Here is an 11,890-nt window from a genome sequence, read left to right as displayed (position 1 = left end):
TCATGGCAAACGTCTACAACCCCCAGCTCGGTCGCGAACACACCTACCCGTACGAACACCGGGAGGAGGAACGCGACTGGCACTGGGGCATGGTCATCAACACGAACCGCTGTATCAACTGTAACACCTGCTCGTTCGCCTGCAAGTCCACCTGGACTTCGGGCAAGGGCCAGGAGTACATGTGGTGGATGAACGTCGAGACCGAGCCCTACGGCGGCTACCCGATGGGCTGGGACATGCGCCTGCTCGACGATCTCGACTCGGGCGAGACCATCTTCGAGGCCGCCGAACAGGACGAACGCGTCCACGGCTACGTCGCCCAGAAGGAAGACTGGGAGTACCCCGCTCTCGGGGACGACTCCGTCCACGGAGAGTACCCCGAGGACGAAGTGGTCGAGAGCGACGTGGACGAGGGCGAGTACCACGACATGTGGCAGTTCTACCTGCCGCGCCTGTGCAACCATTGCAAGAACCCGGCCTGTCTCGCCGCGTGTCCGCGCCAGGCCGTCTACAAACGCGACGACGGCATCGTCCTGATCGACCAGGAGCGCTGTCGGGGCTACCGCCGCTGTGTCAAGGCCTGCCCGTACCACAAGCCGATGTTCAACGCCGAGACCGGCGTCACGGAGAAACCCATCGGCTGTTACCCGCGCATCGAGGACGGCAACGTCCCCCGGTGTGTCTCCTCGTGTATCGGGAAGACCCGCCTGCACGGCAACATCAACCGCGGGCCCGACGCCGAATCGCCGGGCGGCGATGCCCCGGGCGGTCGCAGTCCGATCAACTACCTCGTCAAGTCCGACGAGAAGGTGGCCCTGCCGCTGTACCCCCAGTTCGGGACCCAGCCGCAGGTGTTCTACATGCCACCCTACCACGTGCCGCCGGACTTCCTGACCCAGATGTTCACGCCCAACACCGACGAGAAACGCAACGACTGGCCCGGCAGCACGTACCGCGAGAGCATCGAGATCGTCCAGCAGCGGGTCCGCGACCCGAGTCACGAAGTGCTGGGTATCCTCCAGCTGTTCGGCGCGACGACCCGGATGATCGAGACGTACAACGTCAAGGAGACGCGGGTCAAGGGCTGGGACCCCGACGGCAAGAAAGTCGTCGACATCCCCATCGAGGAGCCCATGGAGATCCGCGAGGGCGAACAGTGGACCAACCAGCCGTGAGGTGATCAGGATGGACGACACTACCTTCCCCGACGACGCGACGGCGACCGAGCGCCACGGTGCCCGGAGCGCCCTCTACGGCGCGCTGGCCGGCGTCTTCGTCTACCCCGACGAGGACGCGCTCGCGGACCTCACAGCGCCCGAAGCCGTCGAGGGAATCCGCTCGGCGGCCGAGACGCTCGGCCTCGACGCGGCGGCCGACCGCTTCCTCGACGCGCTCGCGGGGACCGACGCGAACGCGCTCGAACCGACGTACAACGAACTGTTCGGCCTCCCCGGCGAGGACGGCACCTACGAGGTCGTGCCCTACGAGGCCGAGTACACGGTCGGCGACGACGTGAGCCTCGCCCAGCGCCGGATCGCGACCGTGGCCGGCCTGCTCGACGCGTTCGACCTCGAACGGTCGCCCGACTTCGCCGAGCGCCACGACCACCTCGCGCTGGAACTGGAACTCATGCAGATCCTCGCGGCCCAGCGTGGGGCATCCCTGGCGGCCGACGCCGAGGACCGGGCGGCCGATATCGAGCGGATCGAGGCTACCCTGCTGGACCACCACCTCGGTGACTTCCTGCCCGCGCTGGCTCACGACCTGCGGGCGGCGACCGACGATCCGGTCTACCTCGCGGCCGCGGACCTCGCCGAGGGACTGGTGACCGCCGACGTCGCCGCGCACCCGCCCAGCGACGTGGAGGCCGACGCCGACCTCTCCGGTCCACCGGGGGTGAGCGCGCAATGAGCGGCCGCCTCCCAGACCGGGTGCGTGCGGCGCTGGGCGTCCCGAGTCGCGTCGCAGAGCGGCTGGATGCGTACCCGCCGGCGGTCGCCGCGCTCGCGGTGGCGCTGGCGGCCGGCGTGTTCGCCGTGGGTCTCGTCGTCGCCGCGCAGGCCGGGCTGGCGATGGCGGTCACGAGCGGGGCCCAGCCGGTCGCGCACACGTCGACGGTCCCGATGGACGTGCAGGCATCCCAGTGGCAGAACGCGCCGAGTCGGACCGTTTCGCTGTACGAACAGCAGATGGCCCTGCCCTACGGCGGCGGGAGCGTCGGCGAGGTCGACGTGGCGGCGATGACCAACGACACGCACGTCGGCTTCCGGCTCTCCTGGGACGATCCGACCCGGGACACGGGGCTGGCCAAGCCCAACGACTACAGCGACGCCGCGGCGGTGATGCTGCGCACCGGCGACCGCCCGCCGATCACGATGGGTGGCACCGGCAAACCCGTCGACATCTGGTACTGGCGGGCGAGCTGGCAGTACTCCAACAACACCGGCGCGAGCGCCGGCGACATGTACAACTACCCGCACCCGGACAACGAGACCAGGCCCGGCACTGCGGCGGGCAACCCCCTCTCCCACGCGGCGTACGACCGGTACGCACAGAACTACTACGCGAAGGGGTTCGGCTCGCTGAGCAACGCGTCGGCACAGAACGTCGTGGCCAACGCCGAACGGACCGACGAGGGCTGGCAGGTCGTGTTCGTCCGCGAGCGGTCGACGGAGGGCCAGTACGACGCGGCCTTCGGGACCGACGAGCCGGTGTATCTCGCCTGGGCGGTCTGGAACGGGAGCGCCGGCGAGGTCAACGGCAAGAAGTCCGTCTCCCTGCAGTTCACGAAGCTGACGAGCGACGGGTCGCAACTGGTCGCCGCCGACAGCGGTCCTGGTGGGGACGCGACGCCCACGCCGACCGCGGACTCGAACACGTCGACGACCAGCGGGCAGGGCGACGGCCTGCTCGGCGGTGACTTCGGCAGTTACGTGGTGCTGCTGCTGGTCGCGACCGGCCTCGCGTGGCTCTACAGCTACCGGAAGTTCGACGGTGAACCATGACAGACTTCGCCATGGAGAGCGCCCGTGGCCGGGCGCTCGACGACGGTGACGGATCGCTCCCCGAGACGCGGCTCCTGGCGGCGCTCTCGGCCGACGAGGCCAGAACCAGACGGGACGCGACGCTCGCACTGGTGGACCGCGCCCGGGACGACGGCCTCGGCGACGACCTCCGGGAGGCGCTGGCGGCGACGGCACGCACCGACGACGATCCGGACGTGCGCCAGTTCGCCGTCGAGGCGCTGGGCGCGGCCGGCGGGCCGGTCGACGCCCTGACCGCCGCGCTGGCCGACGACGACGAGTGGGTCCGCGCGGAGGCAGTGGTCGCGCTCTCCCGCGTTTCGGGGGACGTGGCCGAGGCGATCCGAGCGGCGACCGACGACGACAGCGGGTGGGTCCGACGCAACGCGATCATCGCGCTCTGCAAGCGCGAGGCCGCCAGCTGGGACCTGCTCGCCGACCGCCTCAAGAACGATCCACACCCGCCGAGCCGCGAGTACGCGGCCGCGTTCCTTCCCGACTACGCCGACGAGGCCGGCGACGAGGACGCCGTCCGACTGCTGGCGGCCGTGCTGGCCCGCGACCAGAACGCCTTCGTCCGCGCGAAGGCCGCCGTCTCGCTGGGCGATCTGGGCACCGACCGCGCCGAGCAGGCGCTGGAGGACCACGGCCTGCCGGACCGCTCGGACGACGTGCAACGGGCTGCCAGGCGCGCGCTGGCCCGCGCCCGCGGCGAAGACCCCGAAGAAGTCGAGGCCAGCGAGTGTGGCCCGGACGCCCCGGGCGAGGAACTGGCTCCCGGTCGGGCCGGCGCGCCCGCCGACGCACCCAAGTACGGCGGGCCGGGCGGCGGCCGGCCGGGCGGTGGCGGACCGAGCGGGCCCGGCCCCTCCCCGTCGCGGGAGGGATTCGGCGGTCCGGACAGCCCACGACCGAACGACGGGCCCGGCTACTGACAGGAACCCATGACCGACACAGACACGGACACTGGTGAATCGCTCGCGGTATCGATTCCGGACGAACACGCGGGCGCGTTCGTCGCCGAGGTCTTCGAGGACGCCGAACGCTCGACCACGTGGGAGGAGGCCGTCGACGCGATGGTGGCTCCCGCGGCGCGGGACGCCTGGGAGCGACTCTCCCCGCAGGAGCAGGTGGTCGAGGTCCTCGAGAAGGCCGACGAGTACGACGAGCGCGCGGTCGCCGAACTGGAGGACGTGCCGCTGCGCGGTGAGGAAGCCTCCCCGGAGACCCGCCGGGCCTTCGAGGAAGCCCTGCGCTTTCGGCGCAACGCCGACGTGTTGCGCGACGGTATCGCCGACGCCTACGCCGCGGGCGTCGTGGACGGCGAGGAACTGGAGGCGGCCGTCGAAGCCGTCGGGTTCGACACCGAGACCATCGCCCGCCGCGAGGACGTGCTGGAAGACGTGGCGAGCGTCTACGAACTCGACTTCCGCCCCTACGGCGGCACGCTCATCCAGGACGACGAAGGGGACGGCACCACCGAGGCCGACGCCTGGTAATCAGTCGACGAGCGCGTCTACGGCCCGCTTTCCGCCAAGATGGGCGAGGTAGAGCAGACAGACCGAGACGGCGATGAACCCGGCCTCCTCGGGTGCCGAGAGCAGGCCCAGCGAGACGATCAGGGTCGTCGCACAGGCCGGCGCGTGTTCGGTGCCGGTCGTGCGCATCCCAGCCGTCGTCAGCACGACCGAGACGACGCCGCTGGCGATGAGTCGGAACTGCGCGCCCGAGTACGACGGGTGGGCCGCGACGATGGAGAGCCCGCCTGCGATGGTGTGATACGCGAGCAGGCCGGCGAGGACGCCGATCAGGTGCCCGCCGATCACGCGCCGCCCGGTCTGGAGTTCCGTGTGGACCGTCGCCAGCAGGTACGCGGTCGGGCCGAGGCTCGGGAAGACGAACGCCTCGCCGGTCACCCACGCCAGCGCGCCGGTGACGACGAGCAAGACGCCGGCGTACCCGGCGTCGACGAGTGGGCGTGTCCGCTCGAACGCCGACCAGCCGAACGACGACTCCTGCATCCGTCGCCCACTGGCCGACTCACGGGTTTATGCCTGACGAATCGACCGGAGGAGAACTGGGCAAACGGTCGGTTCGGGACCACAACCGAGGGTTGGATCGCCGTGTGGACGGGGCCGTCACTCGCCGAGAACCACGTCGACGAACGCCGGCGCACCGTTCTCGTAGTCCGGCCGTTCACCGGAGGTGCGGAACTGCTCGACGCTGTCGACGACCTCCCGCACCGAGGTGGCTCTCGCGATCCCGTCGATACGCTTCCGTTCGGCCCGCTTGGCGATGGCCTTCTGGAAGGGCAGGAACGGATAGATCACGCAGGGGGTCCCGGCGACGACCGTGTCCGCGATAGAGGAGAAGCCGGTACAGACCACCACGTCCGCGGCCGCGGTGTAGGGCGTCATCGCCGGTTTCGTCTCCCACTCGTCGTCCCCGACCGACCTGACGTGGAGTCCATCGGCCTCCAGTCGCCGCCGGATCGCGTCGAAGTTCTCCCCGTGGGTCCCCGGGTTGAGGAGCACGTCGTAGGGTTCCACCTCGTCCGTCGCCTCGCCTTCCTGGGCCAGCGGCCCGACCCGCGTGATCCCCTCCGGATCGGGATCGTCCGCCCACAGTGACGTGACGATGATCTGCTCGGCGAAGGCCAGCGAGATCTCGTTGTAGGCCGTCAGCGGGACTCGCCAGAGGGGGTCGAGCAGATCCGTCGTCAGGTGGTCGATCCGGTAGAATTCGATCCCCTGCTCGGCCGCCGCGAGCCCCGCGAACACGTCGTCGGTCACGAGCTTGTCCGGGTCTTCCGCCTCCAGCCACCGGTAGACCTCCCGCATCCGCCGGGCCGCGGACGGAACCAGATCGAACGCCGTGTGCTTGAGGAAGGACAGCGGCGTGCTGCCCTCGACCGTCACCGTGGTCAGGTCGGGGTGTTCGAAGCCGTTCATCTCGACGAACTTCTGTCCCTTGCCGCCGCCGGCGACTGCGACCTCGATACCGCGGGATTCGAGTTCCTGTGCGACCGGGATGGCCCTGGCGGCGTGCCCTGCGCCGTCACACCAGTAGACGATTGCGACTTTCTCGGTCATGCTGAGTCCGTCGCATCCCAACCAGTAAAGCCAGTGTGGTCTCCGATCACAGCCAGGTTGAAAGCAAAGTTACTAATGACGCTCCCACCTCGCTGATGTGCATGGAGGGTACACCCACGGGGACAAAGAACGTGGTGTTCCTCGTTTTGGACTCGCTACGGAAGGATCGCCTCTCCGTCTACAACGAGGCGGTCGACTTCACGAGCCACATCCAGGGGCTCGCGGACTCGGCCGTCGTGTACGAGAACGCCGTCACGCAGGCCCCATGGACGCTCCCGTCCCACGCGTCGATGTTCACCGGGGAGTACCCGTGGGACCACGGGACGAACCACACCAGGAGCTACTTCCAGGGCGGCGAGACGTTCGTCTCCGAGTTCACGGCGGCGGGCCACTCGACCGCCGCGATCACGCCGAACGTCTGGATCACCCCGCACAAGGGGATGACGGAGGACTTCGACCACGTCGAGAACTTCCTCGGCAAAGCGGACAACCGGGTGAGCGTCCGGCTCTCGAAGCTCGGGACGAAACTGTTCGACTCACTCGGCGACGGCACGCGTCGCGTGCTGGGCCGGCAACTCGACCGCATCTTCAGACTCGTCGGCGTCGACGACTCCACGAAATCCGAGGAGACCGTCGCGGCGGTCGAGGAGTACCTCGGCCAGCGGGGTGCCGACGAGGACTTCTTCCTGTTCGTCAACCTGATGGAACCCCACGAACCGTACCATCCCCCGAAGTCGTACGCGGATCGCCACGGCGTCTCCGAGGACGCGAACATCCCCCACCGGCAGAAGGACATGTTCACCATGGACGACATCGACTTCGAGGAGTTGCGGAAGGTCTACGACGCCTCGGTGGACTACACGGACGACCTCGTGGGGCGCATCGTCGACGCGCTCGAAGCGAACGGCCTCGACGACGATACGGTGGTGGTACTGCTGTCGGACCACGGCCAGGCGCTCGGCGAGGACGGCGAGCAGTTCGGGCACCAGTTCACCGTCGCCGAACCGGTCGTGAACACCGTGTTGCTGGTCGACCACCCGGATATGGGCCCCGAGAGGGAAGACCGACCGATCGAGTTGCGAAAACTCGCGGAGCTGGTCCCCTACTACGCCGGCATCGCGTCCCGTCCCGAGGGAGTTTTCAGTGACACGGTCAAAGGCGGCATCGAGTACCCGGAGAACTTCACCGGCTACATCCCGAAAGAACGGTGGGAGGAGTACTACCGGAAGTACAGATACGCCAAGCGCGACGGGACGAAGGTCGTCAAGTCCGTCGACGAGGACGGCACGGCGGACTACGAGGCGTACGATCTCGACGCCGGAACCGAGGTCCCCGTTCCGGACGATCTCAGAGACGCGGTCGACGAGATCACGTCGGCGGACCAGCCGTCGAGTGGAGACGCGGACGCGCCGCCGGACGACGAGGTGGACGATGAGGTAACGCGGCGACTCGAAGAACTGGGCTACAAGTAAGCCAGACCAGAGACGATGGGAACGCCGGGATACTGCACGGACGGACGGCCTCGCACGGACCACGCCGACACCTGTATCGCCATCCCGAGAGCGGCCGCGAACGGAGCGAGGGGCCCGACGGTATCCATTCGGAGGTGTCGATGCGACTCCCGATAAGCTTCGGTCGGAAGGGGGCGCTCTGGTTCGGCGTCACCGGCCTGCTGTTCGCGATCCTGTTCTATCTGGCCGACGTGGACGAACTGCTGTCGTCGATCAGCCGTGCCGATCCCCAACTGTTCGCGGTCGCCGTCTGCGTCGGGTTCTCCTCGCTCCTGGTCTGGGCGCTGGTCTGGTACCGGTATTTCCAGCGCATGGGCATCGACACGTCGATCTCACGCACCGTGCGGATGTTCCTGACGGGGCACTTCCTGAACTCGATCACCCCGCTGGGCCAGTTCGGCGGCGAGCCGATCATGGCCTACATCGTCTCGGACAACACCGACACCGACTACGAGCGCTCGCTGGCGTGTGTCATCTCCGCCGACATCCTGAACGCCACGCCCTTCTTCACGTTCACGCTCGGCGGCCTCCTCTATCTCGCCGTGATGGGGTCGATAGAGGGCTTGCTCGTCGACATCACGATCCTCTCCGTGGGCATCGTCGTCGTCGGCGGCCTGCTGGCGTACCTGCTGTGGTCCGACAACGACGCGCTCGGTACCGCCATCACCCGGTTGCTGACCGCCGTCGAGAGTCGCTTCGGCCGCGCCGAATCACTCATCCGGTCGCTGAAAGAACGGGTCGACCGGATCGAGGACGCGTTCCAGGAGGCCGGGAGCGACCCACAATTTCTGGTGACGACCGCCGGGGTCTCCCATCTCGCGATCCTGGCCCAGATCGTCTCGCTGTACTTCGTCCTCCTGTCCATCGGGATCGAGCCAGATTTCGTCCCGCTGTACCTCATCGTGAACCTCTCGGTCATCGCGACGCTGTCGCCGACGCCCGGCGGTTCGGGGACCTACGAGGTGGCGTTCTCGGCACTGATGACGCTGTTTTTCCCGGTCGGGCTGGCGACCGCCGTGACGGCCGCCGTCCTCTTTCGGCTCACGACGTACTGGCCGGGGTTGCTCGTGGGGTACGTGTCCATGCTGACGTTGCAGGGCCGCCCGACGCCGGAGAGTGCCGATTAGGCGAGAACGTACCTGTCCGGATAGGATTCGGGTACGCCGAACCCCGCCGTGTGCAACCGGTCGTGGCCGCCGGTGAGCCGGTCCACCCAGGGCTGTCCGGCGTCGGTGAGCGCCGTCGCCGCGTACCGGATCGGCCGCCCCCGAACCGTCCGGTCGTCGAGGTCGTAGGACACTCGGGCGTAGCTGTCGGCCGACGCTGGCGTGGAGAAGTCGATCCGGTCCGGCAGGGAGACGAGGGGGAGGTCGCGCTCGACGGCCATGTTGCGGTAGACGAACGCGGCGTCGAGGTCGCCCCGTTCGAGGACGTTCGCCAGGTCCGTCTCGGGCAGGATACGGGCGTTGTCCAGCGCCCGGTCGGCGTCAAGCAGGTCCTCCCGGGCCGCCAGTTCGAGCGCCATCACCGTCCGGTAGCCCAGCGGGTCGACCGCGGGGTCGGTCCGGCCCACGGCGACCCCGGACCGCTGAACGGCGCTGGCCCAGTCGTCGCGTATGGCGTCCGCGCTGGTGCTGTCGGGATTGTAGGCCACCACCAGAGCGTTCGTCGCGAAGGTCGTCACCTGCTCGGCCACGCCCTCGAACAGGCGCGGGTCCGCGAGCGCGACCGCGTCCGGATCCCGGAGTCCGTCCCGGATCAACTGGCGGACGGCCACGCTCCCGTGGGCTTCGACCGTCGCACCGGGCACCTGCGACGCGACGCCCAGCAGACTGCCCGCGACCAGCGCCGACGGCGTGTCGTCCGCGCCACTGGTCACCCCGCCGTACACCGCCGCCCCGAGACCGCCCGCGACGGCCGTGCCACCCAGCCCGACGAGTAGCTCCCGACGTGTCAGATTCATTGTCTTATGTGTGGGTGTGAGGTAACCGTAACTGGCTACGCGAACTCTACTTCGTGACTGGATATCATTTCGGGCGCGGCATAAGTATGTTCCCGAACGGCGTTCCCGGAGCCTGGAAACACTCGCTCGTTTATATCTGTGACCGGGTCGCAGTTGGCCGTATGTACGGGAGTACGACCCTCCTGACCGCCGCGAAGGCGGTGACCCTGCTGTTCGGCGGGATACTGACGTTGCTGTCGCTCCGGGCGTATCGACGGACTGGATCGCCGGCCCTCCGTGCGCTCGCCGTCGGCATCGGACTCGTCACGACGGGGGCCATCCTCGGTGGTGCCCTCCACCAGATACTCGGACTGCCGCTGGAGGCGAGCGCGACGCTGCAGAGCGTGTTCACCGCTATCGGGTTCGGTGTCCTCACGTACTCGCTGTACACGGAATCGCCAGCACCCTCACGCGACCGGCAGTCTGGACATCAGATGGGAGACGACTGATCGAAGACGCGACTGAACGGGGCATCCGGGTCGCCGAGCCCGTCGTGCCGACCGTCAGTCCAGCAGTTCGTTCAGAGCGTCCGCGTGGGCCTGCAGGAGCGACAGGCCGTCCGCAGTCAGCGTGTATCGGTTCGTCCGCTTGTCGATCTCGCCGCGTTCGACGAGCCCGAAGTCGACGAGTTCGTCGAGGTTCGGGTAGAGACGGCCGTGGTTCACGTCGTCGTCGTATCGGTCTTCGAGCCGGCGTTTGATCGCCAGCCCGTAACTGTCCTCGTCGCTCGACTCCAGTCGTCGCAGGACGATGAGTACGTCCCGCTGGAACGCACTCAGGTCCGCATACGTTACCTCGGCCGTGGTACTAGATTCGGATTCGGTCATCTGAGATCACTCGGCCCACCATCGGTACCGCAACCGCCCGCCCGCTCACAGAGGACCTGCCCTGTCGAGCGTCGTGTCGTTCGGTTCGTCGAACTCGGTTGCGGACCGCCCGGGTTCACCACCCGACGACGAACCGCCTGTATCAACAGCCCTGTTGGTAACCCACTTAATTGTTACCACAACGATCGTCCATAAACTCCAGTCGTATCTTGTGAGGTGACTGTGAAATGAGAATGAATTTTAAGGAGGCCGTCATTACGATACGACGATGCAGCCGCCGCTGGCTTCCTGGATGACACCCGTCGACCGCGACGTGCTGGAGCTGCTCCGGAACGGGGACGAGCGGGAACTCGTTCTCACCCCGGGCGTGATCGCGGTCAACTCCGACTGGGAGCGACAGACCGTTCGTGAGCATCTCCTCCAGCTCTCGGACGAACACCTCGTCGAGTATTACGACGAAGCCCGGGCCCTCTACCAGTTGACCGACCGCGGCCGACGATACCTCCGTGGCGACCTCGCAGTCGAAGCGCTCGAAGCCGACGACTGACCCGCAACCACTCGGCCGGTATCGGAAAGAAAGGAGTTCATAAGACCCTCCGGAGTATCGCCGGACGGACATGATCGAGGCCCTCCTGCGGCTGGTGCTCGGTGTCGGGATTAGCGTCCTCGCGGTCCTCGTCGCGCTCCCGCTGACGCTCGCGCTCGGGCGCGCTTTCCGACGGACGCTGGGCGGCAGTACCGTCCGCCGGGCCTGTGACCGACTCGGCGGCGACGACTGGACTTTCGAACTCGCCGACAAGGTCGAGACCGCCATCATCGGCGGCCTCATCGGCGGCGTCGTCTTCGCCAGCCTCAGCCCCGCCGTCGCGCCCGCGATGTACGACCTCCACGTCCAGAGCGGTATCGTCGACAGCCCGACCCCCGCCGTCGAGGTCGACCACCTGGAAGTCCCGGACCGCGAACTGCAGGCGCGGTACAACCTCAGCGCCGGCAACTACTCCGCGTATCGACTCGAACTCAGCAACCCGGATCAGCGAACCCTCCGGAACTTCGAGCTGAACGCCCGGTTCCCGGGCTGTGTCGAGCGCTCCTCGCTGGGCGCGACCAACTTCGGGACCGCCCTGGTCTCCAACGAGACCAACGAGGTGCGGGTCGGCGAATACGCCAACCGCTCGGCCAACGCCACCTGTTACGGCGCGGTCGGGGTCGAGGAGTTCCCGCCCGGCAAGGCCGCTCGCGTCACCTTCGTCGTCGACGAAAATGCCTCGGCCAACCGCACCCGGCTCTACGATCCCCCCGAATCCGGGTCGGTGCTGCTCGCGGATTCGTTCTCCTGGACGTACAACGGTCGCAGTTACTCCGACCCCGCGGCGGTACACCGGCAGTCACTCGGCGAGAATCGAACGCGGCGGGCATAGCGCCGCTCGTTGTTCGG

At 67.8% G+C, this 11,890-nt stretch carries 14 protein-coding genes; 10 read left to right on the top strand and 4 right to left on the bottom strand.

The window, feature by feature from the left end; translation table 11 throughout:
- The first annotated feature begins 2 nt into the window (after nucleotides 1–2).
- The 5 genes from ACOZ4N_RS07445 to ACOZ4N_RS07425 are packed head-to-tail and all read left to right on the top strand — an operon-like array spanning nucleotide 3 to nucleotide 4,522.
- Entirely contained in the window at nucleotides 3–1,175 is a 1,173-nt protein-coding gene (locus ACOZ4N_RS07445) for a 4Fe-4S dicluster domain-containing protein (RefSeq protein ID WP_424019296.1), read from the top strand.
- Nucleotides 1,176–1,185: 10 nt separating this feature from the next.
- The gene (locus ACOZ4N_RS07440; RefSeq protein ID WP_424019295.1) at nucleotides 1,186–1,911 is read left to right on the top strand and encodes a TorD/DmsD family molecular chaperone; all 726 of its coding nucleotides are present in this window, start codon (nucleotides 1,186–1,188) and stop codon (nucleotides 1,909–1,911) included.
- Nucleotides 1,908–3,005, top strand: a complete 1,098-nt coding sequence (locus tag ACOZ4N_RS07435; RefSeq protein WP_424019294.1) for an ethylbenzene dehydrogenase-related protein — start codon at nucleotides 1,908–1,910, stop codon at nucleotides 3,003–3,005. Before ACOZ4N_RS07440 ends, ACOZ4N_RS07435 begins: the two co-directional genes overlap by 4 nt.
- The gene (locus ACOZ4N_RS07430; protein WP_424019293.1) at nucleotides 3,002–3,958 is read left to right on the top strand and encodes a HEAT repeat domain-containing protein; all 957 of its coding nucleotides are present in this window, start codon (nucleotides 3,002–3,004) and stop codon (nucleotides 3,956–3,958) included. The genes ACOZ4N_RS07435 and ACOZ4N_RS07430 overlap by 4 nt, the downstream gene beginning before the upstream one ends.
- A 9-nt stretch (nucleotides 3,959–3,967) precedes the next feature.
- On the top strand, nucleotides 3,968–4,522 hold the full coding sequence (locus tag ACOZ4N_RS07425; protein ID WP_424019292.1) for a hypothetical protein: 555 nt from the start codon (nucleotides 3,968–3,970) through the stop codon (nucleotides 4,520–4,522).
- Here ACOZ4N_RS07425 and ACOZ4N_RS07420 read toward each other — a convergent pair whose 3' ends face one another.
- Nucleotides 4,523–5,044, bottom strand: a complete 522-nt coding sequence (locus tag ACOZ4N_RS07420; protein WP_424019291.1) for an HPP family protein — start codon at nucleotides 5,042–5,044, stop codon at nucleotides 4,523–4,525. It abuts the gene before it with no gap.
- A 117-nt stretch (nucleotides 5,045–5,161) separates the two neighbouring features.
- Nucleotides 5,162–6,115 carry a glycosyltransferase gene (locus ACOZ4N_RS07415; RefSeq protein ID WP_424019290.1) on the bottom strand — a complete coding sequence of 318 codons (954 nt, stop codon included), beginning with the start codon at nucleotides 6,113–6,115 and terminating at the stop codon, nucleotides 5,162–5,164.
- A gap of 101 nt (nucleotides 6,116–6,216) precedes the next feature.
- Here ACOZ4N_RS07415 and ACOZ4N_RS07410 point away from each other — a divergent pair, with 101 nt between their 5' ends.
- Both ACOZ4N_RS07410 and ACOZ4N_RS07405 read left to right on the top strand, forming a co-directional pair.
- Nucleotides 6,217–7,587, top strand: coding sequence for a sulfatase (locus ACOZ4N_RS07410; protein WP_424019289.1), 1,371 nt, complete (start codon nucleotides 6,217–6,219; stop codon nucleotides 7,585–7,587).
- Between the two features lie 140 nt (nucleotides 7,588–7,727).
- On the top strand, nucleotides 7,728–8,753 hold the full coding sequence (locus ACOZ4N_RS07405) for a lysylphosphatidylglycerol synthase transmembrane domain-containing protein (protein ID WP_424019288.1): 1,026 nt from the start codon (nucleotides 7,728–7,730) through the stop codon (nucleotides 8,751–8,753).
- On the opposite strand, the gene ACOZ4N_RS07400 is transcribed toward ACOZ4N_RS07405, so the two are convergent.
- A complete protein-coding gene (locus ACOZ4N_RS07400) occupies nucleotides 8,750–9,589 on the bottom strand; it encodes an extracellular solute-binding protein (RefSeq protein ID WP_424019287.1) in 840 nt (279 codons plus the stop codon). The two genes, ACOZ4N_RS07405 and ACOZ4N_RS07400, sit on opposite strands and share 4 nt — an antisense overlap.
- Before the next feature lie 161 nt (nucleotides 9,590–9,750).
- Between ACOZ4N_RS07400 and ACOZ4N_RS07395 the strand changes: the two genes are divergently transcribed.
- Nucleotides 9,751–10,077, top strand: a complete 327-nt coding sequence (locus ACOZ4N_RS07395) for a DUF7521 family protein (protein ID WP_424019286.1) — start codon at nucleotides 9,751–9,753, stop codon at nucleotides 10,075–10,077.
- Between the two features lie 54 nt (nucleotides 10,078–10,131).
- On the opposite strand, the gene ACOZ4N_RS07390 is transcribed toward ACOZ4N_RS07395, so the two are convergent.
- Nucleotides 10,132–10,455: a PadR family transcriptional regulator gene (locus ACOZ4N_RS07390; RefSeq protein WP_424019285.1), complete on the bottom strand. Its 324-nt coding sequence runs from the start codon at nucleotides 10,453–10,455 to the stop codon at nucleotides 10,132–10,134.
- Between the two features lie 268 nt (nucleotides 10,456–10,723).
- On the opposite strand from ACOZ4N_RS07390, the gene ACOZ4N_RS07385 reads away from it, so the two are divergent.
- Together ACOZ4N_RS07385 and ACOZ4N_RS07380 are read left to right on the top strand one after the other, a co-directional pair.
- Nucleotides 10,724–11,002 (top strand): ArsR family transcriptional regulator, encoded by a 279-nt coding sequence (locus ACOZ4N_RS07385; RefSeq protein ID WP_424019284.1) that lies wholly within the window; start codon nucleotides 10,724–10,726, stop codon nucleotides 11,000–11,002.
- A gap of 70 nt (nucleotides 11,003–11,072) precedes the next feature.
- Nucleotides 11,073–11,873, top strand: coding sequence for a hypothetical protein (locus tag ACOZ4N_RS07380; RefSeq protein ID WP_424019283.1), 801 nt, complete (start codon nucleotides 11,073–11,075; stop codon nucleotides 11,871–11,873).
- The last annotated feature ends 17 nt before the right edge of the window (nucleotides 11,874–11,890 follow it).

The organism is Halorientalis pallida (assembly GCF_049605515.1).
GTDB classification, from domain to species: domain Archaea; phylum Halobacteriota; class Halobacteria; order Halobacteriales; family Haloarculaceae; genus Halorientalis; species Halorientalis pallida_A.
The sequence above is the reverse complement of the archived record's forward strand: the minus strand, read 5'-3'. Positions and strand labels throughout refer to the sequence as shown.

Excerpts from the sequence above, each read along its gene's own strand:
- ACOZ4N_RS07445 (WP_424019296.1), top strand. The coding sequence starts at position 3 with ATGGCAAACGTCTACAACCCCCAGCTCGGTCGCGAACACACCTACCCG.
- ACOZ4N_RS07440 (WP_424019295.1), top strand. The coding sequence starts at position 1,186 with ATGGACGACACTACCTTCCCCGACGACGCGACGGCGACCGAGCGCCAC.
- ACOZ4N_RS07435 (WP_424019294.1), top strand. The coding sequence starts at position 1,908 with ATGAGCGGCCGCCTCCCAGACCGGGTGCGTGCGGCGCTGGGCGTCCCG.
- ACOZ4N_RS07430 (WP_424019293.1), top strand. The coding sequence starts at position 3,002 with ATGACAGACTTCGCCATGGAGAGCGCCCGTGGCCGGGCGCTCGACGAC.
- ACOZ4N_RS07425 (WP_424019292.1), top strand. The coding sequence starts at position 3,968 with ATGACCGACACAGACACGGACACTGGTGAATCGCTCGCGGTATCGATT.
- ACOZ4N_RS07420 (WP_424019291.1), bottom strand. The coding sequence starts at position 5,044 with ATGCAGGAGTCGTCGTTCGGCTGGTCGGCGTTCGAGCGGACACGCCCA.
- ACOZ4N_RS07415 (WP_424019290.1), bottom strand. The coding sequence starts at position 6,115 with ATGACCGAGAAAGTCGCAATCGTCTACTGGTGTGACGGCGCAGGGCAC.
- ACOZ4N_RS07410 (WP_424019289.1), top strand. The coding sequence starts at position 6,217 with ATGGAGGGTACACCCACGGGGACAAAGAACGTGGTGTTCCTCGTTTTG.
- ACOZ4N_RS07405 (WP_424019288.1), top strand. The coding sequence starts at position 7,728 with ATGCGACTCCCGATAAGCTTCGGTCGGAAGGGGGCGCTCTGGTTCGGC.
- ACOZ4N_RS07400 (WP_424019287.1), bottom strand. The coding sequence starts at position 9,589 with ATGAATCTGACACGTCGGGAGCTACTCGTCGGGCTGGGTGGCACGGCC.
- ACOZ4N_RS07395 (WP_424019286.1), top strand. The coding sequence starts at position 9,751 with ATGTACGGGAGTACGACCCTCCTGACCGCCGCGAAGGCGGTGACCCTG.
- ACOZ4N_RS07390 (WP_424019285.1), bottom strand. The coding sequence starts at position 10,455 with ATGACCGAATCCGAATCTAGTACCACGGCCGAGGTAACGTATGCGGAC.
- ACOZ4N_RS07385 (WP_424019284.1), top strand. The coding sequence starts at position 10,724 with ATGCAGCCGCCGCTGGCTTCCTGGATGACACCCGTCGACCGCGACGTG.
- ACOZ4N_RS07380 (WP_424019283.1), top strand. The coding sequence starts at position 11,073 with ATGATCGAGGCCCTCCTGCGGCTGGTGCTCGGTGTCGGGATTAGCGTC.